This is a genomic window from Pseudomonas sp. GV071 (assembly GCF_003050835.1).
Taxonomy (GTDB): domain Bacteria; phylum Pseudomonadota; class Gammaproteobacteria; order Pseudomonadales; family Pseudomonadaceae; genus Aquipseudomonas.
Window position 1 is genome coordinate 347102 of the sequence record NZ_QAOJ01000004.1, and the last position, 23500, is coordinate 370601.

The 23500-nt window shown below is 60.7% G+C and carries 26 protein-coding genes; 13 read left to right on the forward strand and 13 right to left on the reverse strand.

Translation table 11 applies throughout. The features are described 5' to 3' along the window. Positions 1-9: 9 nt before the first annotated feature. The 3 genes from cysN to C8K61_RS10315 form a co-directional block, all read right to left on the reverse strand. Positions 10-1908, reverse strand: coding sequence for a sulfate adenylyltransferase subunit CysN (gene cysN / locus C8K61_RS10305; protein ID WP_108096151.1), 1899 nt, complete (start codon positions 1906-1908; stop codon positions 10-12). 1 nt (position 1909) lies between these two features. Further along, on the reverse strand, positions 1910-2827 hold the full coding sequence (cysD, locus tag C8K61_RS10310; protein WP_108096152.1) for a sulfate adenylyltransferase subunit CysD: 918 nt from the start codon (positions 2825-2827) through the stop codon (positions 1910-1912). Between the two features lie 147 nt (positions 2828-2974). Then, complete coding sequence (locus tag C8K61_RS10315) at positions 2975-3733, reverse strand: Nif3-like dinuclear metal center hexameric protein (RefSeq protein WP_108096153.1); 759 nt, start codon at positions 3731-3733, stop codon at positions 2975-2977. Positions 3734-3845: 112 nt separating this feature from the next. Between C8K61_RS10315 and algW the strand changes: the two genes are divergently transcribed. The 3 genes from algW to C8K61_RS10330 all read left to right on the forward strand — a co-directional run bounded on the left by algW (position 3846) and on the right by C8K61_RS10330 (position 7963). After that, positions 3846-5000: a Do family serine endopeptidase AlgW gene (algW, locus tag C8K61_RS10320; protein ID WP_108096154.1), complete on the forward strand. Its 1155-nt coding sequence runs from the start codon at positions 3846-3848 to the stop codon at positions 4998-5000. Positions 5001-5141: 141 nt separating this feature from the next. After that, a complete protein-coding gene (locus tag C8K61_RS10325; RefSeq protein WP_108096155.1) occupies positions 5142-7223 on the forward strand; it encodes a TonB-dependent siderophore receptor in 2082 nt (693 codons plus the stop codon). 23 nt (positions 7224-7246) lie between these two features. Continuing rightward, positions 7247-7963, forward strand: coding sequence for a DUF4198 domain-containing protein (locus C8K61_RS10330; RefSeq protein WP_108096156.1), 717 nt, complete (start codon positions 7247-7249; stop codon positions 7961-7963). A 108-nt stretch (positions 7964-8071) separates the two neighbouring features. Here C8K61_RS10330 and hisC read toward each other — a convergent pair whose 3' ends face one another. From hisC to C8K61_RS10380, 10 genes are all read right to left on the reverse strand, one after another. Further along, on the reverse strand, positions 8072-9124 hold the full coding sequence (gene hisC / locus C8K61_RS10335) for a histidinol-phosphate transaminase (RefSeq protein WP_108096157.1): 1053 nt from the start codon (positions 9122-9124) through the stop codon (positions 8072-8074). Between the two features lie 59 nt (positions 9125-9183). Beyond that, positions 9184-10494 carry a histidinol dehydrogenase gene (gene hisD / locus C8K61_RS10340; protein WP_108096158.1) on the reverse strand — a complete coding sequence of 437 codons (1311 nt, stop codon included), beginning with the start codon at positions 10492-10494 and terminating at the stop codon, positions 9184-9186. 163 nt (positions 10495-10657) lie between these two features. Further along, a complete protein-coding gene (hisG, locus tag C8K61_RS10345; RefSeq protein ID WP_108096159.1) occupies positions 10658-11293 on the reverse strand; it encodes an ATP phosphoribosyltransferase in 636 nt (211 codons plus the stop codon). Positions 11294-11371: 78 nt separating this feature from the next. Next, positions 11372-12637, reverse strand: a complete 1266-nt coding sequence (murA, locus tag C8K61_RS10350; RefSeq protein ID WP_108096160.1) for a UDP-N-acetylglucosamine 1-carboxyvinyltransferase — start codon at positions 12635-12637, stop codon at positions 11372-11374. A gap of 23 nt (positions 12638-12660) precedes the next feature. Further along, positions 12661-12900 (reverse strand): BolA family protein, encoded by a 240-nt coding sequence (locus C8K61_RS10355; protein ID WP_108096161.1) that lies wholly within the window; start codon positions 12898-12900, stop codon positions 12661-12663. A 135-nt stretch (positions 12901-13035) separates the two neighbouring features. Beyond that, complete coding sequence (locus tag C8K61_RS10360) at positions 13036-13347, reverse strand: lipid asymmetry maintenance protein MlaB (RefSeq protein WP_108096162.1); 312 nt, start codon at positions 13345-13347, stop codon at positions 13036-13038. Further along, a complete protein-coding gene (locus C8K61_RS10365) occupies positions 13337-13993 on the reverse strand; it encodes a phospholipid-binding protein MlaC (protein ID WP_108096163.1) in 657 nt (218 codons plus the stop codon). The genes C8K61_RS10360 and C8K61_RS10365 overlap by 11 nt, the downstream gene beginning before the upstream one ends. 11 nt (positions 13994-14004) lie before the next feature. After that, complete coding sequence (mlaD, locus tag C8K61_RS10370; RefSeq protein ID WP_108096164.1) at positions 14005-14472, reverse strand: outer membrane lipid asymmetry maintenance protein MlaD; 468 nt, start codon at positions 14470-14472, stop codon at positions 14005-14007. Continuing rightward, positions 14472-15272, reverse strand: a complete 801-nt coding sequence (mlaE, locus tag C8K61_RS10375; protein WP_108096165.1) for a lipid asymmetry maintenance ABC transporter permease subunit MlaE — start codon at positions 15270-15272, stop codon at positions 14472-14474. The genes mlaD and mlaE overlap by 1 nt, the downstream gene beginning before the upstream one ends. Further along, entirely contained in the window at positions 15272-16081 is an 810-nt protein-coding gene (locus C8K61_RS10380) for an ATP-binding cassette domain-containing protein (protein WP_108096166.1), read from the reverse strand. Before C8K61_RS10380 ends, mlaE begins: the two co-directional genes overlap by 1 nt. 257 nt (positions 16082-16338) lie before the next feature. Between C8K61_RS10380 and C8K61_RS10385 the strand changes: the two genes are divergently transcribed. The 10 genes from C8K61_RS10385 (at position 16339) to C8K61_RS10430 (ending at position 23491) form a co-directional block, all read left to right on the forward strand. Continuing rightward, a complete protein-coding gene (locus C8K61_RS10385; RefSeq protein ID WP_108096167.1) occupies positions 16339-17313 on the forward strand; it encodes an SIS domain-containing protein in 975 nt (324 codons plus the stop codon). Then, positions 17313-17837 (forward strand): HAD family hydrolase, encoded by a 525-nt coding sequence (locus C8K61_RS10390; RefSeq protein WP_108096168.1) that lies wholly within the window; start codon positions 17313-17315, stop codon positions 17835-17837. Before C8K61_RS10385 ends, C8K61_RS10390 begins: the two co-directional genes overlap by 1 nt. Positions 17838-17845: 8 nt before the next feature. Continuing rightward, a complete protein-coding gene (lptC, locus tag C8K61_RS10395) occupies positions 17846-18418 on the forward strand; it encodes an LPS export ABC transporter periplasmic protein LptC (protein WP_108096169.1) in 573 nt (190 codons plus the stop codon). Further along, the gene (gene lptA, locus C8K61_RS10400) at positions 18405-18977 is read left to right on the forward strand and encodes a lipopolysaccharide transport periplasmic protein LptA (protein ID WP_108096170.1); all 573 of its coding nucleotides are present in this window, start codon (positions 18405-18407) and stop codon (positions 18975-18977) included. The genes lptC and lptA overlap by 14 nt, the downstream gene beginning before the upstream one ends. Beyond that, complete coding sequence (gene lptB / locus C8K61_RS10405; RefSeq protein WP_108096171.1) at positions 18977-19702, forward strand: LPS export ABC transporter ATP-binding protein; 726 nt, start codon at positions 18977-18979, stop codon at positions 19700-19702. Before lptA ends, lptB begins: the two co-directional genes overlap by 1 nt. A 173-nt stretch (positions 19703-19875) precedes the next feature. Beyond that, positions 19876-21387: an RNA polymerase factor sigma-54 gene (locus C8K61_RS10410; protein WP_108096172.1), complete on the forward strand. Its 1512-nt coding sequence runs from the start codon at positions 19876-19878 to the stop codon at positions 21385-21387. 136 nt (positions 21388-21523) lie between these two features. Then, on the forward strand, positions 21524-21832 hold the full coding sequence (gene hpf, locus C8K61_RS10415) for a ribosome hibernation-promoting factor, HPF/YfiA family (RefSeq protein WP_108096173.1): 309 nt from the start codon (positions 21524-21526) through the stop codon (positions 21830-21832). A 14-nt stretch (positions 21833-21846) separates the two neighbouring features. Then, positions 21847-22311 carry a PTS IIA-like nitrogen regulatory protein PtsN gene (gene ptsN, locus C8K61_RS10420; RefSeq protein WP_108096174.1) on the forward strand — a complete coding sequence of 155 codons (465 nt, stop codon included), beginning with the start codon at positions 21847-21849 and terminating at the stop codon, positions 22309-22311. An 18-nt stretch (positions 22312-22329) separates the two neighbouring features. Next, the gene (rapZ, locus tag C8K61_RS10425; RefSeq protein WP_108096175.1) at positions 22330-23184 is read left to right on the forward strand and encodes an RNase adapter RapZ; all 855 of its coding nucleotides are present in this window, start codon (positions 22330-22332) and stop codon (positions 23182-23184) included. Between the two features lie 34 nt (positions 23185-23218). Next, the gene (locus C8K61_RS10430; protein WP_108096176.1) at positions 23219-23491 is read left to right on the forward strand and encodes an HPr family phosphocarrier protein; all 273 of its coding nucleotides are present in this window, start codon (positions 23219-23221) and stop codon (positions 23489-23491) included. The last annotated feature ends 9 nt before the right edge of the window (positions 23492-23500 follow it).

Sequence of the window (23500 nt, forward strand, 5' to 3'; positions counted from 1 at the left end):
AACCGCGGGTTAGATCGCGCCGCGACTACGCAGCAGATCCAGCACCAGCTTCACGCCCTCTTCCACCGACACGCTCTGGGTGTCGACCACCAGGTCGGCATTCAGCGGAATGTCGTAGGGGAAGGACTCGCCAGGAATGTTGTCGCCACCGGCGGCATACAGACCTTGCGGGTCGCGCTCGGCGCACACTTGCGGCGACGCTTGCACATACACGGTGAGCAGACGCTGGTTGCCGATCAGGGCCTTGGCCTGTTCACGGCCTTCGGCATCCGGCGCTACGAAAGCGGCCAGGGTGATCAGGCCGGCTTCGTTGAACTGACGCGCCACGTGGGCGGCACGACGCCAGTTCTCGGTACGCCCGGCACGGTCTTGCGGCAGACCTTTGTTCAGGTCGTGGCGCAGGTTCTGGCCATCCAGCACGTAAACGGCACGGCCCATGTCGAACAGCTTGCGCTCCACGGCATACGCCAGGGTGCTCTTGCCAGCGCCCGAGAGGCCGCTGAACAGCACGGTGGCCGGTTGCTGGCCGAAGCGTGCAGCACGCTCTTCGGTGGCCACGTGGGCCAGTTTGCCGTGCAGACCACCGCCTTGGCCGCCAACCGGCGCAGCGATGATCATGCCGGCGCCGACGGTGCCGTTGGTGAGGCGGTCAACGATGATGAACGAACCGGTGGTGCGGTTGCGCTCATAGCCGTCCAGAGCGATGGAAGCGTCCAGGCTGACCTTGACCTTGGCGATCTCGTTCAGCTGCAGGCTGCTCGCCGCGCCCTCTTCCAGGGTGTTTACGTCGACCTTGTGGACGATGCTGGCAATCGAGCCTGGCACATAGCTGGTGGCGCGTTTGATGTCGTATTTCTTGCCCGGCAGCATCGGCTCTTCCGCCATCCATACCAGCATGGCTTCGAAGCTGTCGGTTACCTGGGGCTGGCTGTCGGCATGCACCAGCAGGTCGCCACGGGAGATGTCGATTTCGTCTTCCATGGTCAGGGTGATGGCCTGGCCTGGGCCGGCGCTTTCCAGCTCACCTTCGAAGGTGACGATGGATTTCACTCGGCTGCTCTTGCCCGACGGCAGCACCACGACGTCGTCGCCTTTGTGCACGATGCCGCTGGCCAGGGTGCCGGCAAAACCACGGAAGTTCAGGTTAGGACGGTTGACGTACTGCACCGGGAAACGCATGTCGGTGAAGTTGCGGTCGGCAGAAATCTCGACGGTTTCGAGGATTTCCATCAGGGTCTGGCCGGTGTACCACGGCGAACGGTCGCTGTGGTTGACCACGTTGTCGCCCTTAAGGGCCGACATCGGTACGAAGTGGATCGACGTCGGCTTCAGCGCAACTTTCTCGGCAAACTCGAGGTAGTCGGCCTTGATCGACTCGAACACGCCTTCGTCAAAGCCTTTGAGGTCCATCTTGTTGATGGCGACGACGATGTGTTTGATCCCCAGCAACGAGGCGATGTAGCTGTGGCGACGGGTCTGGGTCTGCACGCCGTAACGGGCGTCGACCAGAATGATCGCCAGGTCACAGGTGGAGGCACCGGTGGCCATGTTGCGGGTGTACTGCTCATGGCCGGGGGTGTCGGCGATGATGAATTTGCGCTTGGCGGTGGAGAAGTAGCGGTACGCCACGTCGATGGTGATGCCTTGCTCGCGCTCGGCTTGCAGGCCGTCCACCAGCAGCGCCAGGTCGATGTCCTCACCGGTGGTGCCGACTTTTTTCGAGTCGCGGGTGATGGCTTCGAGGTGGTCTTCGTAGATCATTTTCGAGTCGTGCAGCAGGCGCCCGATCAGGGTGCTCTTGCCGTCATCGACGTTGCCGCAGGTGAGGAAGCGCAGCATTTCCTTGCGTTCGTGCTGGGCCAGGTAAGCGAGGATGTCCTCGCTGATCAACTCGGATTGGTGCGACATATTAAAAGTACCCCTGACGTTTCTTGTCTTCCATCGAACCGGCCTGGTCATGGTCGATAACACGACCCTGACGCTCGGAGGTTCTGGTCAGGAGCATTTCCTGAATGATGTCGGTCAAGCTGGTGGCAGTGGACTCCACCGCGCCAGTCAGTGGGTAGCAGCCGAGGGTACGGAAACGCACCATCTTCTTGTGAATGCTGGCTTTCTGTTCGTCCGACAGGTGCTCAAGAATGCGCTCGTCGTCGATCATGATCAGCGTGCCGTTCATTTCGATCACGTCGCGCTCGGCAGCGAAATACAACGGAACGATCGGGATGCCTTCCAGGTAGATGTACTGCCAGATGTCCAGCTCGGTCCAGTTGGACAGCGGGAACACGCGGATCGACTCGCCCTTGTTGACCTTGCCGTTGTACACGTTCCACAGCTCGGGGCGCTGGTTCTTCGGGTCCCAGCGGTGCTTGCTGTCGCGGAAGGAATACACGCGCTCTTTGGCCCGCGACTTCTCTTCGTCGCGACGCGCGCCACCGAAGGCAGCGTCAAAGCCGTGCTTGTCGAGTGCCTGCTTGAGGCCCTCGGTTTTCATGATATCGGTGTGCTTGGCGCTGCCGTGGGTGAACGGGTTGATGTTCTGCGCCACGCCGTCCGGGTTCACGTGAGTGATCAGGTCCAGGCCCAGGTCCGCCACCATCTTGTCGCGGAACGAATACATCTCCTGGAATTTCCAGCGGGTATCCACGTGCATCACCGGGAACGGCAATTTGCCTGGGAAAAACGCTTTGCGGGCTAGGTGCAGCATGACCGCGGAATCTTTACCGATGGAGTACAGCATCACCGGGTTATCAAACTCGGCGGCGACCTCGCGGATGATGTGGATGCTTTCCGCCTCCAACTGTTTCAGATGCGTCAATTTATCGAGCATGGCTACTCACGGCTTTCTCACGAAGAGAGCGTTATTGGACGGCCTACGGGCCGTGGACGAGGGCGGCACTTTAGCACAGCACTCTATTCTATTCAGGCAGCTACTTAGACCTAAACGATCTAGTCATATGCCCACTAAACAGGGCCGCTACACCGGGTTAGGACAGTCAATAAACAGGTGCTCCAAGGCAAAGCGTTTGGCCAGGTATTCACCCAGCGCCTGCACCCCGTAACGTTCGGTGGCGTGGTGGCCGGCGGCGATAAAACTGATGTCGTTTTCCCGCGCGCTGTGCACGGTTTGCTCCGAGGCTTCGCCGGTCAGATAGAGGTCGACGCCGGCAGCGATGGCCTGGTCGATATAGCCCTGGCCACCGCCGGTGCACCAGCCGATGCGGCGGATCATCTGTGAGCCTTCTACTACTAGCGGCTCACGGTTGAGCACTTCCTGCACCCGACGGGCGAAGTCGCGGGCGCTCATGGGTTCGTCGAGCGAGCCGACCAGGCCGACCACTTTGGCGTTGTCCGGGTCCAGCGGACCTTCGACGGTGATGCCCAGTTGCTCGGCCAGTTGCACGTTGTTGCCGACCTGCGGGTGCAGGTCCAGCGGCAGGTGGTAAGCGAGCAGACTGATGTCATTGTTCAGCAGGGTTTTCAGCCGGCGCTGTTTCATGCCGACCACGCAGGGGTTTTCGCCTTTCCAGAAGTAGCCGTGGTGCACCAGCACCACATCGGCGTCAGCTTCCACCGCCGCATCGAGCAGCGCCTGACTGGCGGTCACGCCGCTGACGATCCGCCGCACCTGGGGCCGCCCTTCCACTTGCAGGCCGTTGGGGCAGTAGTCGGCAATGCGCGCGGCGCCAAGAAAACGCTCGGCTTCTTCCAGCAAGGTGGTCAGGGCAATCGCCATAACATTTACTCTCCCGTACAAATCTAAGCTGCTTTTTATTGCCGCGACGGCCTCTATAATGGCCGCCACCTTAAGGGCCTGCCATGGCCCTCGCAACCCTCAGGATTTATCGATGTTCAAGGCTCTGCGTTACCTGGGCTGGCCGTTGCTGGTCGGCGTGCTGTTGGCGTTGCTGATTATCCAGTACTACCCGCAATGGGTCGGCCTGCCGCGCCAGGATGTGCACATGCAGCAAGCGCCACAGTATGGCGTGGCGCAGCAGGGGCCGGTGTCCTACGCCGACGCGGTCACTGTAGCCGCTCCCGCGGTGGCCAACCTGTACACCACCAAAATCGTCAGCAAGCCGGCCAACTCGCTGTTCGAAGACCCGCAATTCCGCCGTTTCTTCGGCAACAACCTGCCCAAGCAACGGCGCATGGAATCCAGCCTCGGTTCGGCAGTGATCATGAGCCCCGAAGGCTACCTGCTGACCAACAACCACGTCACCGCCGGCGCCGACCAGATTGTGGTGGCGCTCAAAGACGGCCGCGAAACCCTGGCCCGGGTGATCGGCAGCGACCCGGAAACAGACCTGGCGGTGTTGAAGATCGACCTCAAGGACCTGCCCTCGATCACCCTCGGCCGTTCCGACAACGTCGCCATCGGTGACGTCGCCCTGGCCATCGGCAACCCGTTCGGCGTCGGCCAGACCGTGACCATGGGCATCATCAGCGCCACCGGCCGCAACCAGTTGGGCCTCAACACCTACGAAGACTTCATTCAGACCGACGCCGCGATCAACCCGGGTAACTCCGGCGGCGCGTTGGTGGATGCCCACGGCAACCTGGTCGGCATCAACACCGCGATTCTGTCCAAGTCCAACGGCTCGCAAGGCATCGGCTTTGCCATTCCGACCAAGCTGGCGCTGGATGTGATGAAGGCGATCATCGAGCACGGCCAAGTCATTCGCGGCTGGCTGGGTATCGAAGTACAGCCGCTGACCCCGGAACTGGCTGAATCCTTTGGCCTGGATGGTCGCCCCGGCATCGTCGTGGCGGGCATCTACCGCGACGGCCCGGCGCAGAAAGCCGGCCTGCAACCGGGCGACCTGATTCTGAGCATCGATGGCGAACCGGCCAGCGACGGTCGTCGCTCGATGAACCAAGTGGCCCGCGCCAAACCTGGCGAAAAAACCAGCATCGAGATCATGCGCAACGGCAAGCCGATGGAGCTGACCGCCGAGATCGGCCTGCGTCCACCGCCCGCCACCAACGATGCCACCGAGTAACCCACTCGATTGAACAAGGCGCCCATGCGGCGCCTTTTTTGTGCCTGCGATTTGCCCACACACAAAGAGCAACAGATGACGCTGGCGTTTCTCCATGATTAAAATGTTATGTTATTACATGTTTTTTAATGGAGCCCGGACATGAAGTCACCTGCCCTCGCCTCACTTGCCGCCCTGACTGTCGGCCTGTTTGGCGCCCCCGCTTTTTCCCTGGAATTGGAAGAAACCACGATTTCTGCCGAACACGCTGACGAACGTGCGGACGGCCCGGTGCGTGGCTATCGCGCCAGCCGTTCAGCCACCGCCACCCGCACCGACACGGAAATTCGCGACACCCCGCAAAGCATCAACGTGGTGCCTGCCCAGGTGCTCACCGACCTCAACAGCACCCGCATCGACCGCGCCCTGGATTTCGCCGGCGGCGTGTCGCGGCAGAACAACTTCGGCGGCCTGACGTTCCTGAACTACAGCGTGCGCGGTTTTACCACCGGCGAGCTGTACCGCAACGGTTTTGCCTACAACCGCGGCAGCAATAGCGCGCCGGATACTGCCACCCTTGAGCGCATCGAAGTGCTCAAGGGCCCGGCCGCCAGTTTGTATGGCCGTGGCGACCCCGGCGGCCTGGTCAATATCGTCAGCAAAAAGCCCCAGGCCGAGGCCTTTAACAGCCTGCAACTCAGCGCCGGCAGCTGGGACCGCTACCGCAGCGCGCTGGATGTGAACACCCCGCTCAATGCCGACGGCACCGTGCTGTCACGGGTGAATATGGCGGTGGAGGACAACCACAGCTTCCGCGACCACGTGAGCAACCAGCGCCAGCTGGTCAGCCCATCGCTGTCCTGGCAACTGAGCCCGGACACCTTCCTCTCGATCGACAGCGAATTCAGTCGCAGCGAATCGGTGTTCGACCGCGGCATTCCCGCCGTCAACGGCGAACTGGGCTCAGTGCCACGCTCCACCTACCTGGGCGAACCCAATGACGGCAAGATCCGCAACGACAACCAACTGCTGCAGATCAGCCTCGAGCATTACCTCAACGACAACTGGAAAACCCGCCTGGCCAGCCATTACAGCCAGGGCACGCTAAAAGGCGACAGCTCGGAAACCCAGCGCCTGGTCGGCGAGCAGGTGTCGCGCTTCTACCGTCAGCGCGATTTCGAGTGGAACGACAGCATCACCCAGGCCGAACTGCACGGCACCTTCGAGCTGGCCGGCTGGGAGCATCAAGTTCTCACCGGGTTGGAGTACGAGAACTACCGCAACAGTCAGAAGTACCCGCAAAGCCTGACGTCGCTCGGCTATGGCCTGGACATCTACCACCCGGTGTACGGCCAGCCAAAACCGGCGCTGGCGAACAAGAACGACTTCTTCGAGCACACCGAAAGCTACGCCCTCAATCTGCAGGACCAGATCGTCTTCAACGAACGCTGGCGCGGCCTGCTCGGCGTGCGTCTGGAGCGCATCGAACAGCACGCCCTGAACCGCACGACCGGCGTCGACAATCAGCAGCAAAAGGACGTCGCTACCCCGCGCCTGGGTGCGCTCTACCAACTCACCCCGCAGGTCGGCGTATTCGCCAACGCCTCCACCTCGTTCAAGCCCAACAGCATCGGCACCCAGGGCCAGGTGTACAAACCGGAGAAAGGCCTGGGCTACGAGACCGGCCTCAAGCTTGATCTGCTCGATGGCCGCCTCGGCGGCACCGTGGCGCTGTTCCATATCGACAAGGAAAACGTGCTCACCACGGACGCCAACGGCGACAGCATTGCCGCCGGTAAAGCCCGCAGCCGGGGCCTGGACCTGCAGTTCGCTGGCCAGCTCAGCGACGCCGTGCGGGTGATCGGCGCCTACGCCTATATCGACGCCGAAGTCACCCAAGACAACGTCATCAAAGAAGGCAGCGACCTGCTCGGCATCGCCCGCAACAGCGCCAGCCTGATGGCCGTGTATGAATTTCAGAACGGTGAGCTGCGTGGCTCGGACATCGGCATCGCCGGCAACTACGTGGGCGACCGCTCGGGCCAGACCGGCACCGCGTTCGAGTTGCCGGCCTACAGCACCGTCGACCTGCTCGCCCATTACAAAGCCAGCGAGCAGCTCAGCGTCGGCCTCAACCTCAACAACCTGTTCGACCGCAAATACTACGAGCGCGCCTACAACAGCACCTGGGTGCTGCCCGGCGAGCCGCGCAACCTCAGCGTCAGCCTGACCCTCTCCCTCTGAAACCCACTCACCAAGGAAGAACCATGCCCAAACTTCACCTGCTGCTGATCGCCGCCCTGTTCACCCTGGAAGTGCAGGCCCATGGCCTGTGGACCGAACAACGCCGCGGCAATATCGAGGTTGTGTACGGCCACGGCGCCGAAGACGACGCCTTCAAGGCCGCGAAAGTCAGCAACGCCTGGGCGTTCGATACTCAGGGCCAGCCCATCACCGTCAACATCGAACGCCTCGACGACCACGCCCGCCTGCACCCGGCGAGCGCACCCGCCAGTCTGGCGGTGGCCCTCGATAACGGCGCCTGGTCGCAAACGCCGGACAACAAGTGGATCAACCAGGGTCGCTCGCAGGTACCGAATGCCGTGCATGCCCTGCACACCTGGAAATACAGCCTGGCCATCTATAAGGAAGGTGCCCGCTTGCCAGACCTCAGCATGCTCAAGTTGCTGATCAAGCCGTTGCAGGACCCGCTGCAAGTCGGCCCGGGCAAACCGCTGCGGGTACAGGTGCTGCTGGACGGCAAACCGGTCTCCGGCCTCAAGCTGATCGGCGATTACCGCAGCGCACCGTCTACCGTCAGCGCCACCACCGATAGCAATGGTGAGGCGCAGGTGGTGGTGCGTAATGAAGGGCTGAACATCATCGCTGCCGAGACCAGTGTGCCGGTGAGTGATGATGCAGATATCGATGAGCGCGGGTTGTTTACTTCGCTGAGTTTTATTGGCAGCAGCCACGAGGAATAATCCCGGGCCATCCCCACCTGTAGGAGCGGCTTCAGCCGCGATGCTCTTAACATCAAAAGCATCGCGGCTGAAGCCGCTCCTACCGGGGCTTTTTTATTCAGGCAAAGATCACAGCTGCTTCAGTGCATCCACCAACGCCTGGTTCTGCTCCGGATTACCGATGGTAATCCGCAGGAACTGCGCGATACGCGGCTTGTTGAAGTGGCGCACGATCACGCTTTGCTCACGCAGGCCGGCGGCCAGCGTCGCCGCATCTTTGCCCGGGTGGCGGGCAAAGATGAAGTTGGCGCCCGACGGCAGCACCTCAAAACCCAGTGCGGTCATCTCGGCCACCAGCTTCTCGCGACTGTCGATCACGGCCTGGCAGGTTTGCTGGAAGTACGCTTTGTCTTCGAAGGCAGCGGCGGCGCCAGCAATCGCGGCGCGGTCCAGCGGGTAGGAGTTGAAGCTGTTCTTGATCCGCTCAAGCGCCTCGATCAGGTCCGGATGGCCGACCGCAAAACCCACGCGCAGGCCGGCCAGCGAACGGGATTTGGACAAGGTCTGGCACACCAGCAGGTTCGGATAACGATCCACCAGGCCGATGGCCGTCTCGCCGCCAAAGTCGATATAGGCTTCGTCCACCAGCACCACGCTATCAGGGTTGGCCTGCAGGATCTGCTCAATGGCCTCCAGCGCCAGCACGCAGCCAGTCGGCGCGTTGGGGTTGGGGAAAATGATGCCGCCGTTGGGTTTGGCGTAATCCTGCGGGCGAATCTGGAACTGCTCATCCAGCGGCACCGCGTCGAATGGGATGCCGTACAGGCCGCAGTACACCGGGTAGAAGCTGTAGCTGATATCCGGGAACAGCAGCGGTTTGCCGTGTTGGAACAGGCCGTGGAAGGCGTGGGCCAGTACCTCGTCCGAACCGTTGCCTACGAACACCTGGGCCGGCTGCACGCCGTAGTACTCGGCCACCGCGTTCTTCAGGCGCTCGCCGTTGGGGTCCGGGTACAGACGCAGGTTGTCGTTGAGCTCGGCCTGCATCGCGGCAATCGCCTTGGGCGACGGGCCATAAGGGTTTTCGTTGGTGTTGAGCTTGACCAGATTGTTCAACTTGGGCTGCTCGCCGGGTACGTAAGGCACCAGGTCTTTGACGAAGGGGCTCCAAAATTTGCTCATTGCCCTTCTCTCCTCGAATACGTGGGTGTTCCATCGGCCGCGGATGCGCGGCCGGTCACTTAGTTTTTGATGCGGTATTCGGCGCTGCGGGCGTGGGCGGTCAGCGACTCGCCACGGGCCAGCACCGAGGCACTTTTACCCAGCTCCGATGCACCGTCGGCCGAGCAATGAATGATCGACGAACGTTTCTGGAAGTCGTACACGCCCAGTGGCGAGGAAAACCGCGCGGTGCCGGAGGTTGGCAGCACGTGGTTCGGCCCGGCGCAGTAGTCGCCCAGGGCTTCGGCGGTGTAGCGGCCCATAAAGATCGCGCCCGCGTGGCGAATCTGTGGCAGCCAGGCGTCCGGGTCAGCCACCGACAATTCCAAGTGTTCCGGAGCGATGCGGTTGGCGACGTCGATGGCCTGCTGCATGTCCTTGACCAGAATCAGCGCGCCACGGGTTTCCATCGAGGTGCGGATAATCGCTTCGCGCTCCATGGTCGGCAGCAGCTTGGAGATGCTGGCAGCCACCTTGTCGAGGAACTCGGCGTCCGGGCTGAGCAGAATCGACTGGGCGTCTTCGTCGTGCTCGGCCTGGGAGAACAGGTCCATGGCGATCCAGTCCGGGTCGGTCTGGCCATCACATACCACCAAGATCTCCGAGGGGCCCGCGATCATGTCGATGCCGACTTTGCCAAACACATGGCGCTTGGCGGTAGCGACATAGATGTTGCCGGGGCCGACGATCTTGTCCACCAGCGGCATGCTTTCGGTGCCATAGGCCAGGGCGGCTACGGCCTGGGCACCACCAATGGTGAACACCCGGTCGACGCCGGCGATGCAGGCCGCGGCCAGGACGATTTCATTGATTTCGCCACGCGGGGTCGGCACCACCATGACCACTTCCGGCACGCCGGCGACCTTGGCCGGAATGGCGTTCATCAGTACCGACGACGGGTACGACGCCTTGCCGCCAGGCACGTACAGACCGGCGCGATCCAGCGGCGTGACCTTCTGGCCCAGCACGGTGCCGTCGGCCTCGGTATAGGTCCAGGAATCCTGTTTCTGTTTTTCGTGGTAGCTGCGCACCCGCTCGGCCGCTACTTCAAGGGCGTCGCGTTGGGCCGGGGTGATGCGGGTCAAGGCCAGTTCCAGGCGCTCACGCGGCAGGATCAGGTCGGCCATGCTTTTGACGGTCAGGCCATCGAAACGCTGGGTGTATTCCACCAGGGCCGCGTCGCCACGCTCACGGACGTTCTTGATGATGTCCAGTACGCGCTCGTTGACGCCGTCGTCCGACACGCTTTCCCAGCTCAGCAGATGATCCAGATGCTTGGCAAAGTCCTGGTCAGCGGCATTGAGTCGGCGGATGGCGATAGGAGCAGTCATAACGGGCCTCGTGATAGTCATGGACATTCGGAACGGCAAAGCCCCTTGGGCTTTACCGGTTCTCGAGCGTCGCTAGGCTACCAAGCCAACCCTGTGGACGCCCGAGAAAAAATGGCTATGACAGAGATAGGCAGGCGTGACCGATGGTCACGCACAATGAGGTTTAGCCTCGATGGTTCGCTTCCACTGCGTCGCGCAGGGTATCGATCAAGGCCTGGATGCGCTTGTGCTGCATCTTCATCGAGGCTTTGTTGACGATCAGGCGGGAGCTGATGTGGGCGATCAGCTCCTGGGCTTCCAGACCATTAGCCTTGAGGGTGTTACCGGTGTCGACGACGTCGATGATCTTGTCGGCCAGGCCAACCAGCGGTGCCAGCTCCATGGAACCGTAGAGTTTGATCACTTCTACCTGACGTCCCTGTTCGGCGTAGTAACGCTTGGCCACGTTGACGAACTTGGTGGCAACCCGCAGGCGGCCTTTGGGCTCCGGCACACCTACGGCGCCAGCGGTCATCAGTTTGCAGCGAGCAATTTGCAGGTCCAGAGGCTCGTACAGGCCCTGGCCACCGTATTCCAGCAGCACGTCTTTGCCCGCCACACCGAGGTCGGCCGCGCCGTGTTCGACATAGGTCGGCACGTCGGTGGCGCGCACGATCAGCAAACGCACGTCGTCCTGGGTGGTGGGGATGATCAGCTTGCGGCTTTTGTCCGGGTTTTCAGTCGGCACGATCCCCGCCTTGGCCAGCAATGGCAGGGTGTCGTCAAGAATGCGGCCTTTGGATAAGGCGATGGTCAACATGGCGCGATGTGTCCTTAAAACCTGGTTTCCAGCGGTGGCGTGGCCTGCCCGGCAAACTGCCGGGCAGGCCTGACCGTACTAGCCCGGTACGCGACGAATCTTCGCGCCCAGCAACTGCAGTTTTTCTTCGATGCACTCGTAACCACGGTCGATGTGGTAGATGCGGTCTATCAGGGTGTCGCCTTCGGCCACCAGGGCCGAGATCACCAGGCTGGCCGATGCACGCAGGTCGGTGGCCATTACTGGCGCGCCTTTCAGGGTCTGGGTGCCGGTGACGATGGCGGTGTTGCCCTCGACCTGAATCTGCGCGCCCATGCGGGTCATTTCATACACATGCATGAAGCGGTTTTCGAACACGGTCTCGATCACCGCGCCAGTGCCTTCGGCAATGGCGTTGAGGGCGATGAACTGCGCCTGCATGTCGGTAGGGAATGCCGGGTACGGAGCAGTACGCAGGTTTACGGCCTTCGGACGTTTGCCTTTCATATCCAGCTCGATCCAGTCCGGACCGGTGGTGATTTCCGCGCCGGCTTCCTGCAGTTTCAGCAGTACCGCTTCGAGGATGGTCGGATCGGTGTCTTTCAGCTTCACCTTGCCGCCGGTGGCAGCAGCGGCGACCAGGTAGGTGCCGGTTTCGATGCGGTCAGGCATCACGCTGTAACGCGCGCCGCCAAGACGTTCAACGCCATCGATGGTGATGGTGTCGGTGCCGGCACCGGTGATTTTTGCGCCCATGGCGATCAGGCAGTTAGCCAGGTCGACCACTTCCGGCTCGCGCGCGGCGTTTTCCAGCACGCTGCGGCCTTTGGCCAGGGTGGCGGCCATCATGATGTTCTCGGTACCGGTCACGCTGACGGTATCGAAGAAGAAGTGCGCACCGCGCAGGCCGCCTTCAGGCGCCTTGGCTTTGATGTAGCCGCCTTCGACGTCGATGATCGCGCCCATGGCTTCCAGGCCACGGATGTGCAAATCGACCGGACGCGAACCGATGGCGCAACCGCCAGGCAGGGCCACTTCGGCTTCACCGAAACGGGCGACCATCGGGCCGAGCACCAGGATCGAGGCACGCATGGTTTTCACCAGCTCGTACGGTGCGACCAGGGTCTTGATGGCGCGAGCGTCAACTTCAACGCTGAGCTTCTCGTCGATCACCGGCTCAATGCCCATGCGACCGAACAGCTCGATCATGGTGGTGATGTCGTGCAGGTGCGGCAGGTTGCACACGGTAACCGGTGCATCGGCCAGCAAGGTTGCGGCCAGAATCGGCAGGGCGGAGTTCTTCGCCCCGGAGATGCGGATTTCGCCATTCAGGCAAACGCCGCCGGTAATAATCAATTTATCCATTAGAAGTCTCGTCGCCCGTGGGCTTAGGAACGCTCGGCCCAAGCGGCGCGGCTGAAGAATTTCATGGTAACCGCGTGAATGCTGCCATCGGCGATCCACGGGTTGAGGTGGGCATAGACCTGCTGCTGACGCTTGACCGGGCTCATGCCTGCCAACTCATCACTGATGACGTTCAACTGGAAATTACAGCCTTCGCCTTCCACGTTGACCTCGGTATCGGACAGCTTTTCCTCAAGGAGGCTTTTTACTTCTACGGCCTGCATGCTAAACCTCGATCGGCGCCCTACGCGCGCGGGTCGGCCATGATACAAAAAAGCCCTCCGCCTGCGAACCCCGGAATGCGGAACACTGACAGAGGGCCTACGATTTTTCCTGGCTGGCGCTTGAAAGCGGCAGCTTTACGCCTGTAACGGCAAAATTTCCAACAAACCCGACACTTCGGCAATCTGCCGCATTTCCACTGGCAGCGCACGCACCGACAGGGTTTTGCCCGCCTGCTGGGCCACGCGCATGTAGGCCAACAGCAGCGACAGGCCAACACTGCTGGAGTGCTCGACCGCGGTGCAGTCGACTACCACCGTGGTAGCGCTGCTCGCGCGAATCAGCTTCTCGCCTTCATCACGCAGGGCGGCACCGGTACGAAAATCCAGCACGCCGACCAACTGCAAGACACCGTCAGCCTGTTGGCGAACCACGCTATCAGTCGTCATGACCCGCAGCCTTCTGCCCTTCGTCGGTGTTCTTGGCGTTGGCGACAACCTGGGCCCAGCCGTCGATGGTCTTGTCCAGGTCGTTGCCATTTTTCTGCATGGCGTCGGCGAACTGGTCACGGAACAGCTTGCCGATGTTGATGCCGTTGATGGTGACGTTACGCAGCATCCACTCGCCGTTGACCAGGGTCATGGTGTAGTTGACCGGGTACACGGTGCCTTTGGTGTCACGCACTTCCATATTGACGCTGGTGCGGTCCGGGTCGGACTGCTTGCCATTGCTCGGCAGCACGCGGATGTCCTGATTGTTGTACTCCAGCAAGGCGTTGCCGTAGAACTCCATCAGGCTGCGTTTGAAGTTTTCTTCGAAACGTTTCATCTGCGCCGGGGTGGCGTTGCGCGAATATTTGACCGTCATGATGCTGCGCGAAATGCCGTCAGCGTCCACGACCGGGCCGATGATGCGGTTCAGCGAGTCGTAGAACTTCTGCGGGTCGGCCTTATAGGCATCCTTGTTTGCCTTGAGGTCGCTCAACAGTTCGTCAGTGGTTTTCTGCACGATTTCCTGAGCGGCTGGACCGGCGCTGGCAACCAGAGGAAAAACCGCCAACAACACCAGCAAACTGCGACGCAGAGCGCTAAACATGCCTGTATTCCTCACTTGGATTCTTTATTAACCGAGTTGATCAGGAACTTGCCGATCAAGTCTTCCAGTACTAACGACGACTGGGTGTCGTGAATGGTTCCGCCATCCTTGAGCAGCGCTTCGTCGCCGCCAACACTGATGCCGATGTACTTCTCGCCCAGCAGGCCAGCGGTGAGGATAGACGCGGTGGAGTCCACCGGCAGGTTATCCACGCGCTTTTCCAGCTCCATGGTCACGCGCCCGGTAAAGGTGTCGCGATCCAGGTCGATGGCAGTGACTTTGCCGATGCCGACGCCAGCCATGGTGACCTTGGCGCGCACGGTGAGACCGGCCAGGTTGTCGAAGTTGGCGTACAGCTTATAGGTGTCCTGCCCCGCGCCAACCGTCAGGCCGCTTACCCGCAACGCCAGCAGCAGCAAGGCCAACAGACCGGCCAAGAGGAACAGGCCGACACCAATTTCCAGGGTGCGGTTTTGCATCAGAAGTCTCCAAACATCAAGGCGGTCAAGATGAAGTCCAGGCCCAGCACGGCAAGCGAGGCATAAACCACTGTTTTGGTGGTAGCGCGACTGATCCCCTCGGACGTGGGCTCACAGTCATACCCCTGGAACACGGCGATCCAGGTCACTACAAAGGCAAATACGATACTTTTGATCAGGCCGTTGAGCACATCCTTCTCGAACGACACGCTGTTCTGCATGTTGGCCCAGAACGACCCTTCGTACACACCCAGCCAGTCCACCGCGACCATGGCGCCACCCCAGATGCCCACCACGCAAAAGATCATGGTCAACAACGGCAGCGAAATAAAGCCGGCCCAGAGGCGCGGGGCGATGATGTATTTGAGCGGGTCGACGCCAATCATTTCCAGGCTGGAAAGCTGCTCCGTGGACTTCATGTTGCCGATCTCGGCGGTCAGCGCCGAACCGGCACGGCCAGCGAACAACAGCGCAGTCACCACCGGGCCGAGCTCACGCAGCAAGGTCAGGGCGACCATCTGCCCCACCGCCTGCTCCGAGCCATAGCTGGAAAGAATGTTGAAGCCTTGCAGCGCAAGCACCATGCCGATGAACAAGCCGGACACGACGATGATCACCAGCGACATGACGCCCACGGAAAACAGCTGCTTGATCAATAAATGACCAAAGCCGTTACCGACATTGCCGGTGCCGAACAAGGCGCGGAACAGAAATACAGTGGAGCTGCCGAGTGCACCGACGGTGTCGATGCCCGCGCGGCCGAGCAGGCGAATACGTTCGCCGATGGATTTTCTGCGCATCAACGCGCTCCCAACAGGTCGTCGCGGTAGTCCGCAGCCGGGAAATGGAACGGCACCGGACCGTCGGCGATGCCCTTCATGAATTGGCGGATGCGCGGATTGTCCGACTCCATCAATTCCTTGGGCGTGCCGTGGCCGAGCACTTGCGTGTCGCCTACTACATAAAGGTAGTCGGCGATGCTGGCGGTTTCGGCGAGGTCGTGGGACACCACGATGCTGGTGATGCCCAGGGCATCATTGAGCAGACGGATCAGGCGCACCAGGATGCCCATGGCAATCGGGTCCTGGCCCACGAAGGGTTCGTCGTACATGAGAATCTGCGGGTCCAGCGCGATGGCACGGGCCAGGGCCACGCGGCGTTTCATGCCGCCCGACAGTTCGTCCGGCATCAGTTCGATGGCGCCGCGCAAGCCAACGGCCTGCAGCTTCATCAGGACAATGTCGCGGATCATGTCTTCGGGTAATTCGGTGTGCACGCGCAGGGGGAAGGCCACGTTCTCGAACACATCGAGATCGGTGAACAGTGCGCCGCTCTGAAACAGCACGCCCATTTGTTTGCGCATATCGAACAGATCGCTGCGCGACAGCTCGGGCAGGTTCTGGCCGTTGACCAACACCTGGCCGCTGGCGGGCCGCAGTTGGGCACCCATCAACCGCAGCAACGTGGTTTTACCACTGCCAGACGGTCCCATGATGCCGGTGACCTTGCCGCGCGGGATGGAAATATCGACATTCTTGAAAATGCTGCGCGAACCGCGCATGAAGGACACGCCCTTCAGCTCGACCGCGTAGGCGTGATCGGCACTCATCTGAACTCCTTGGTACAGCCGCCTATCAGACGCCATGTCTCACGGTGGGGACACCACAGGAGTGAACATGCCGGATAGGGCGGCAACTATATCACTGGCATCCGGCCGCGCCCAAGGTGGAAACCGGCAAAGGTGTTACAGGGCGAGCAAAAACGGGATTACCGGCTTGTGACGAAGCACGCCTACATTCAAGGGTGAGCCAGAACGGCTTTGCCGCTATAATCCCCGCCTTTTCACGCGGCCCTTGTCTATTAGTTATGAACCAGACCAACGACTTGATCCAATCGGCACTGCGCACCGTGCGCCTTGAAATCGAAGCGGTGGAAGGCTTACTCCCCCGTATTGACGCGGCTTTCGTGAAAGCCTGCGAACTGATTCTGGCCAGCAAAGGCCGTGTGGTTGTGGTCGGCATGGGCAAGTCCGGGCACATCGGCAACAAGATTGCCGCGACCCTGGCGAGCACCGGCACTACCTCGTTTTTCGTCCATCCGGCCGAAGCCAGCCATGGCGACATGGGCATGATCACGCGTGATGACGTGGTGCTGGCCCTGTCCAACTCAGGCTCTACCGCCGAAATCGTCACCCTGCTGCCGCTGATCAAACGCCTGGGTATCACCCTGATCAGCATGACGGGCAACCCCGATTCACCGCTGGCCAAAGCCGCCGAGGTCAACCTTGACGCCCGCGTGGCGCAAGAAGCCTGCCCGCTGAACTTGGCACCTACCTCCTCCACCACCGCTTCCCTGGTCCTCGGCGACGCCCTGGCCATCGCCCTACTGGAAGCCCGTGGTTTTACCGCTGAAGACTTCGCCTTTTCCCACCCGGGCGGCGCCCTCGGCCGTCGTCTACTTCTGAAAGTGGAAAACGTGATGCACAGCGGCGAGCAATTGCCCAAGGTGCAACGCGGTACCCTGCTGCGCGACGCGCTGATGGAAATGACCCGCAAGGGCCTGGGCATGACCGCCGTACTGGAAGCCGATGGGCGTCTGGCCGGAATCTTCACCGACGGCGATTTGCGCCGCACCCTGGACCGCGACCTCGACATTCGCTCGGCCACCATCGACGAAGTGATGACCGTGCACGGCAAGACCGCACGCCCGGACATGCTCGCTGCCGAAGCCTTGAAGATCATGGAAGACCACAAGATCGGCGCGCTGATCGTGGTCGATGAAAACGACCACCCGATCGGTGCCTTCAACCTGGGCGACCTTCTGCGCGCCGGAGTGATGTGATGAGTAGCGACCTGTTGCAACGCGGCAAGGCGATCAAGCTGGCAGTGTTTGATGTTGACGGCGTACTCACCGACGGCAAGATCTACTTCCTGCCCGATGGCGGCGAGTTCAAGACGTTCAGCACTCTGGACGGTCAAGGCATCAAGATGCTGATCAACTCGGGCGTGCGCACCGCGATCATCACCGGGCGCTCTTCCCCGGTGGTTGAACGTCGCGCGCAAAACCTCGGCATTCATCATTTGTATCAAGGCCGCGAAGACAAGCTGGTGGTTCTTGATGAGCTTCTGGCCGAACTCGGCCTAAGCTATGAGCACGTTGCTTACCTGGGTGACGACCTGCCTGACCTCCCGGCGATTCGTCGCGCGGGCCTGGGCATGGCTGTCGCCAACGCCAATGACTTTGTCCGCCAACACGCCGATGGTGTGACCCACGCACGTGGCGGCGAAGGTGCCGCCCGTGAATTCTGCGAGCTGATCCTGCAAGCCCAGGGCAATCTCGAAGCGGCTCAAGCCGCCTATCTATAGAGCTGACCATGCTGCGCAAATTGCTACTTACCTTATCGTTCGGCCTGGCGGCCTTGCTGGTCGCTGCCCTCGGTTACTGGAACCTGAACCCTGAGAGCCTGCTCGAGCAGAAGCCTCAGGCCAGCGCCGACAATGCCGTGGACTTCTACGTCATCAATGCCAAGAGCGTCGAGTTCAAGCCCGACGGCAAGCTGCATTACGAAATGACCAGCGACAAGGTCGAGCACCTCAAGGAAAGCGACAAGAGCCTGGTCACCAAACCCGATCTGCTGCTGTACCGCGACACCTCCGACCTGCCCTGGCATATCCAGAGCGAGCGCGGCGAAGTGGCGCCAGGCGGCAGCGAGGTTGAACTGATCGACAACGTGCGCATCGCTCGCACCGATGAAAAGAACCGTCCCACCATCATTACCAGCAGTCGCATGACCGTGTTCCCGGACAAGGAATTTGCGCAGACCCAGCAAGCCGTTAGAATCGAGGCCGCCAATGGAGTGACCACGGCTAATGGAATGAAAGCGTATTTGAAAGACAGCCGGGTGCTCCTGCTGTCCAACGTAAGAGGCCAGCATGAGGTTCGTTAACCAATTTTCCCTGCACACCCTGTCCCTGCTCCTGAGCTTGGGCGCAGCGATTGCCAGCTCCAGCGCCTGGGCCCTGCCCACCGACCGTGAGCAACCGATTCGGGTTCAGGCCGACAGCGCCGAACTCGATGATAAACAGGGCGTAGCGGTTTACCGCGGCGACGTAGTGATCACCCAGGGCAGCATGAAAATCACCGGCCACACGGTGACCATCACGCAAAACCCGCAAGGTGATATCGAGGTTTTCACCGCAGTCGGCACCCCGGCCTACTACGAACAAAAACCGGCCGTGGATAAAGAGATCGTCAAAGCCTATGGCCTGACCATCCAGTATTTCGCCGCCAAAGACCGCATCGTGCTGATCGATCAGGCCAAGGTGATTCAGGAAGGCAACACCTTCGAAGGCGAGAAAATCGTCTATGACACCCAGCGCCAGATCGTCAACGCCGGCCGCGCCAATGGCTCCAACGTGACCACCCCGCGCCCACGCATCGACATGGTCATCCAGCCCAAGAACAAACCCGCTGGCGCCCCACCAGCCAACCAGCAGGCGCAGTAATGGCGATTCTCAAAGCCCAGCACCTGGCCAAAGCCTACAAAGGCCGCCAGGTGGTTCGTGATGTCAGTCTGTCGATCGAAAGCGGTCAGATCGTTGGTTTGCTCGGCCCGAACGGCGCCGGCAAGACCACGTGCTTCTACATGATCGTCGGCCTGGTGAATGCCGATCAGGGCCGTGTGCTGATCGACCAGCAGGACGTCACCCACCTGCCCATGCACGGCCGCGCACGCGCCGGCATCGGCTACCTGCCGCAGGAAGCCTCGATCTTCCGCAAGCTGTCGGTGGCGGACAACATCATGGCCATTCTCGAGACCCGAAAGGAGCTCGACAGCGCAGGTCGGCGCAAGGAGCTGGAAAGCCTGCTGCAGGAATTCCACATCAGCCACATTCGCGACAACCTCGGCATGAGCCTGTCCGGCGGTGAACGTCGCCGAGTGGAAATCGCTCGCGCCCTGGCCACTGCACCGAAATTCATCCTGCTGGATGAACCCTTCGCCGGCGTTGACCCGATTTCCGTTGGCGATATCAAACAGATCATTCATCACCTCAAGGCCAAAGGCATTGGCGTGCTGATCACCGACCACAACGTGCGTGAAACTCTGGATATCTGCGAGACCGCGTATATCGTCAACGACGGCCAGTTGATTGCCGAAGGCGACGCTGAAACCATCCTCGCCAACCAGTTGGTGAAAGAGGTTTATCTGGGTCACGAGTTCCGCCTGTAAAGGACGCCTGCAGTACCCGTCTGTAGTGTATTTCGGACACGCACTACAGAGTTCGATTGAGGACTAGGCAAACCCCTCAAACATAGGCATATAATTTGCTTCCTGGTGGCGCCTCGGCGCCCTCGTTGTGGAAAGCGCGTATGCGCCGGCGAATAAGGTCTTAAGCCCCCTCCATGAAACCATCGCTCGTCCTAAAAATGGGCCAGCAGCTGACGATGACACCGCAGCTGCAACAAGCCATCCGCTTACTCCAACTGTCCACCCTGGATCTGCAACAAGAGATCCAAGAGGCGCTGGAGTCCAATCCCATGCTCGAACGCCAGGAAGAAGGCGAGGACTTCGACAACAGCGACCCGCTGGCCGATGGTGCCGAAAGCGCGCCGCCTGCGCCCAACAGCGAAGAGTCGTATCAGGACACCAGCTACCAGGAAACCTCGGCGCCTACCGTCGACAACCTGGAAGAAGGCGAATGGAACGAACGCATTCCCAATGAGCTTCCAGTCGACACCGCCTGGGAAGACATTTACCAGACCAGCGCCAGCAGCCTGCCCTCCAACGACGATGACGAGTGGGACTTCACCACCCGCACCTCGGCCGGCGAAAGCCTGCAAAGCCACATGCTCTGGCAGCTCAACCTGGCGCCGATGTCCGACAAGGACCGGCTGATTGCCGTCACCCTGATCGACTGCATCAACGACCAGGGTTACCTGGAAGAAACCCTCGAAGAAGTGCTCGACGCCTTCGACCCTGAGCTCGATATCGAGCTGGACGAAGTCGAAGCCGTGCTGCACCGCATTCAACAGTTCGAACCCTCCGGCATTGGCGCGCGAGACCTGCGCGAATGCCTGCTGCTGCAACTGCGTCAGCTGCCCGCGAAAACCCCGTGGCTGAGCGAGGCCCAGCGCCTGGCTGGCGACTACCTCGACCTGCTTGGCGGCCGCGACTACAGCCAACTGATGCGCCGCATGAAGCTCAAGGAAGACGAGCTGCGCCAGGTCATCGAATTGATTCAAAGCCTCAACCCGCGCCCGGGCTCGCAGATCGAAGCGAGCGAGCCTGAGTACGTGGTGCCGGACGTGATCGTGCGCAAGCACAACGACCGCTGGCTGGTGGAGCTGAACCAGGAAGCCATGCCGCGTTTGCGCGTCAACCCGCAATACGCAGGCTTCGTCCGCCGCGCCGACTCCAGCGCCGACAACACCTTCATGCGCAATCAGTTGCAAGAAGCCCGCTGGTTCATCAAGAGCCTGCAGAGCCGCAACGAAACGCTGATGAAAGTGGCCAGCCAGATCGTCGAACACCAGCGTGGTTTCCTCGACTACGGCGACGAAGCGATGAAGCCGCTGGTATTGCATGACATCGCCGAAGCGGTGGGCATGCACGAATCGACCATCTCGCGCGTTACCACGCAGAAATTCATGCACACCCCGCGCGGTATTTACGAGCTGAAGTACTTCTTCTCCAGCCACGTCAGTACCTCAGAAGGCGGCGAATGCTCGTCCACAGCGATCCGCGCAATCATCAAAAAACTGGTTGCGGCGGAAAATGCGAAAAAGCCGTTGAGTGACAGCAAGATCGCTGGTTTACTGGAGGCACAGGGCATTCAGGTAGCCCGTCGCACAGTCGCCAAGTACCGCGAATCCCTCGGGATAGCGCCCTCCAGTGAACGTAAGCGACTGATGTAAAAGTTATTCAGGGTTTGTTCCGGCAGCTGCCACAAACCCTGCTCTGGCAAGACGGCTACACTGATCCAAGGCCAAAGTGTTCCGGCGACAAGCCCGTTAGCTTGTCTCTTACACACGGCAATAAGGAGAAAGCGGTATGCAAGTCAACATCAGTGGACATCAGCTGGATGTGACCGACGCCCTACGCGACTATATCGACGAGAAACTCAGTCGATTGGAACGCCACTTCGACAAGATCACCAACGTGCAAGTGACCATGGAGGTCGAGAAGCTCAAGCAGAAAATCGAAGCGACTTTGCACATCGCCGGGGGCGAAGTGGTCGCCAACGCCGAACATGACGACATGTACGCAGCCATCGATCTACTCACCGACAAACTCGACCGCCAACTTATCAAACATAAGGAAAAGCAGCTGGGTCGCCTGCAAGGCGCCACAGCCCGCTGACACCAACCCAACCCATGATTCGACTTGAAAATATCCTGACCCCCGGCCGCTCCCTTGTGGGCGTGCCGGGCGGCAGCAAAAAGCGTGTACTCGAACAAATTGCCAACCTGGTCGCCCGTGAATTGCCGGACCTGGATGGACAAGACATTTTCGAAAGCCTGGTGGCCCGTGAAAAACTGGGCTCCACCGGCTTTGGCAATGGCATCGCCATTCCCCATTGCCGCCTGCCCGGCTGCACCGCACCGATCAGCGCCCTGTTGCGCCTCGACTCGGCTGTCGACTTCGACGCCATCGACGGTGCTCCGGTCGATCTGCTGTTCGTGCTGCTGGTTCCTGAAGCCGCCACCGATGAACACCTGGAGCTGTTGCGCCAGATCGCCAGCATGCTCGACCGCAGCGAAGTTCGTGAGCAACTGCGCCACGCCCCCACCAGCGAACGTCTTTACCAGGTTGTCGTAGACGTACAAAACGGCCGCTAGGCGAACGGGTGACTGTGCATGCGTTTGATCATCGTCAGTGGCCGGTCCGGTTCAGGTAAGAGCACAGCGTTGGATGTGCTTGAAGACAACGGCTTCTACTGCATCGATAACCTGCCCGCCGGGCTCCTGCCCGAGCTGGCCGAACGCTCCTTGCTGCACACCGAATTGCTGCAACCGTTGGTGGCCGTGTCCATCGATGCGCGGAACCTGCCCAGCCAGCTCAAACGTTTTCCCGAACTGCTCGCCGAAGTACGCGCCCGTCACATTCAGTGCGATGTGCTGTACCTGGATGCCGATGACGAAACCCTGCTCAAGCGCTTCTCCGAAACCCGTCGCCGTCACCCGCTGACCAGCGACGAGCGCTCGCTGGCCGAAGCCATCCACGATGAAAGCTTGCTGCTCAGCCCGATCACTGACCTGGCTGACCTGAAGATCGACACCACCCATCTGAACCTCTATCAGCTTCGCGACACCCTCAAGCTACGCCTGTTGAACAAGCCCGAACCGGGCACCGCGTTTCTGGTTGAGTCGTTCGGCTTCAAGCGCGGCATGCCGGTGGATGCCGACTTGGTGTTCGATGTGCGCTGCCTGCCCAACCCTTATTGGAAGCCCGAACTGCGCGAGCACTCCGGGTTGGACACAGTGGTCGCCGAGTACCTGCAAGAGCAGCCGGACGTGCAGGAAATGTACGACGATATTTACGCCTATCTGCACAAGTGGCTGCCACGCATCGCTGCCAGCAACCGCTCCTATGTGACCGTCGCCATTGGCTGTACCGGCGGCCACCATCGCTCGGTATACCTGGCGGATCGGCTGGGCAAAGAACTGAAAAAAACCCTGAAAAACATCCAGGTTCGTCATCGCGATCTCTAGAATCGCGAGGCCTTATAGAAGGACTTAAGCAGCAATGCCTGCCTGTGAAATCACCATCATCAACAAGCTCGGCCTGCACGCCCGCGCCGCCGCCAAATTCGTTGGCGTAGCCGGTCGTTTCCCCTGCCAGATCCGTATTGGCCGCAGCCCGGAAAGCTGTGTGGACGGCAAGAGCATCATGGCCGTCATGATGCTGGCCGCCGGCAAAGGTACCGCCATCCACCTGAGCACCGACGGCGAACAGGGCGATGAAGCCCTAGCCGCGTTAGTGGAATTGATCAACAACCGCTTCGACGAAGGCGAGTAACGCCCTCCC

What these genes read in the sequence shown, in the direction of transcription:
- cysN (WP_108096151.1), bottom strand. Translation starts at nt 1,908, where the DNA reads ATGTCGCACCAATCCGAGTTGATCAGCGAGGACATCCTCGCTTACCTG.
- cysD (WP_108096152.1), bottom strand. Translation starts at nt 2,827, where the DNA reads ATGCTCGATAAATTGACGCATCTGAAACAGTTGGAGGCGGAAAGCATC.
- C8K61_RS10315 (WP_108096153.1), bottom strand. Translation starts at nt 3,733, where the DNA reads ATGGCGATTGCCCTGACCACCTTGCTGGAAGAAGCCGAGCGTTTTCTT.
- algW (WP_108096154.1), top strand. Translation starts at nt 3,846, where the DNA reads ATGTTCAAGGCTCTGCGTTACCTGGGCTGGCCGTTGCTGGTCGGCGTG.
- C8K61_RS10325 (WP_108096155.1), top strand. Translation starts at nt 5,142, where the DNA reads ATGAAGTCACCTGCCCTCGCCTCACTTGCCGCCCTGACTGTCGGCCTG.
- C8K61_RS10330 (WP_108096156.1), top strand. Translation starts at nt 7,247, where the DNA reads ATGCCCAAACTTCACCTGCTGCTGATCGCCGCCCTGTTCACCCTGGAA.
- hisC (WP_108096157.1), bottom strand. Translation starts at nt 9,124, where the DNA reads ATGAGCAAATTTTGGAGCCCCTTCGTCAAAGACCTGGTGCCTTACGTA.
- hisD (WP_108096158.1), bottom strand. Translation starts at nt 10,494, where the DNA reads ATGACTGCTCCTATCGCCATCCGCCGACTCAATGCCGCTGACCAGGAC.
- hisG (WP_108096159.1), bottom strand. Translation starts at nt 11,293, where the DNA reads ATGTTGACCATCGCCTTATCCAAAGGCCGCATTCTTGACGACACCCTG.
- murA (WP_108096160.1), bottom strand. Translation starts at nt 12,637, where the DNA reads ATGGATAAATTGATTATTACCGGCGGCGTTTGCCTGAATGGCGAAATC.
- C8K61_RS10355 (WP_108096161.1), bottom strand. Translation starts at nt 12,900, where the DNA reads ATGCAGGCCGTAGAAGTAAAAAGCCTCCTTGAGGAAAAGCTGTCCGAT.
- C8K61_RS10360 (WP_108096162.1), bottom strand. Translation starts at nt 13,347, where the DNA reads ATGACGACTGATAGCGTGGTTCGCCAACAGGCTGACGGTGTCTTGCAG.
- C8K61_RS10365 (WP_108096163.1), bottom strand. Translation starts at nt 13,993, where the DNA reads ATGTTTAGCGCTCTGCGTCGCAGTTTGCTGGTGTTGTTGGCGGTTTTT.
- mlaD (WP_108096164.1), bottom strand. Translation starts at nt 14,472, where the DNA reads ATGCAAAACCGCACCCTGGAAATTGGTGTCGGCCTGTTCCTCTTGGCC.
- mlaE (WP_108096165.1), bottom strand. Translation starts at nt 15,272, where the DNA reads ATGCGCAGAAAATCCATCGGCGAACGTATTCGCCTGCTCGGCCGCGCG.
- C8K61_RS10380 (WP_108096166.1), bottom strand. Translation starts at nt 16,081, where the DNA reads ATGAGTGCCGATCACGCCTACGCGGTCGAGCTGAAGGGCGTGTCCTTC.
- C8K61_RS10385 (WP_108096167.1), top strand. Translation starts at nt 16,339, where the DNA reads ATGAACCAGACCAACGACTTGATCCAATCGGCACTGCGCACCGTGCGC.
- C8K61_RS10390 (WP_108096168.1), top strand. Translation starts at nt 17,313, where the DNA reads ATGAGTAGCGACCTGTTGCAACGCGGCAAGGCGATCAAGCTGGCAGTG.
- lptC (WP_108096169.1), top strand. Translation starts at nt 17,846, where the DNA reads ATGCTGCGCAAATTGCTACTTACCTTATCGTTCGGCCTGGCGGCCTTG.
- lptA (WP_108096170.1), top strand. Translation starts at nt 18,405, where the DNA reads ATGAGGTTCGTTAACCAATTTTCCCTGCACACCCTGTCCCTGCTCCTG.
- lptB (WP_108096171.1), top strand. Translation starts at nt 18,977, where the DNA reads ATGGCGATTCTCAAAGCCCAGCACCTGGCCAAAGCCTACAAAGGCCGC.
- C8K61_RS10410 (WP_108096172.1), top strand. Translation starts at nt 19,876, where the DNA reads ATGAAACCATCGCTCGTCCTAAAAATGGGCCAGCAGCTGACGATGACA.
- hpf (WP_108096173.1), top strand. Translation starts at nt 21,524, where the DNA reads ATGCAAGTCAACATCAGTGGACATCAGCTGGATGTGACCGACGCCCTA.
- ptsN (WP_108096174.1), top strand. Translation starts at nt 21,847, where the DNA reads ATGATTCGACTTGAAAATATCCTGACCCCCGGCCGCTCCCTTGTGGGC.
- rapZ (WP_108096175.1), top strand. Translation starts at nt 22,330, where the DNA reads ATGCGTTTGATCATCGTCAGTGGCCGGTCCGGTTCAGGTAAGAGCACA.
- C8K61_RS10430 (WP_108096176.1), top strand. Translation starts at nt 23,219, where the DNA reads ATGCCTGCCTGTGAAATCACCATCATCAACAAGCTCGGCCTGCACGCC.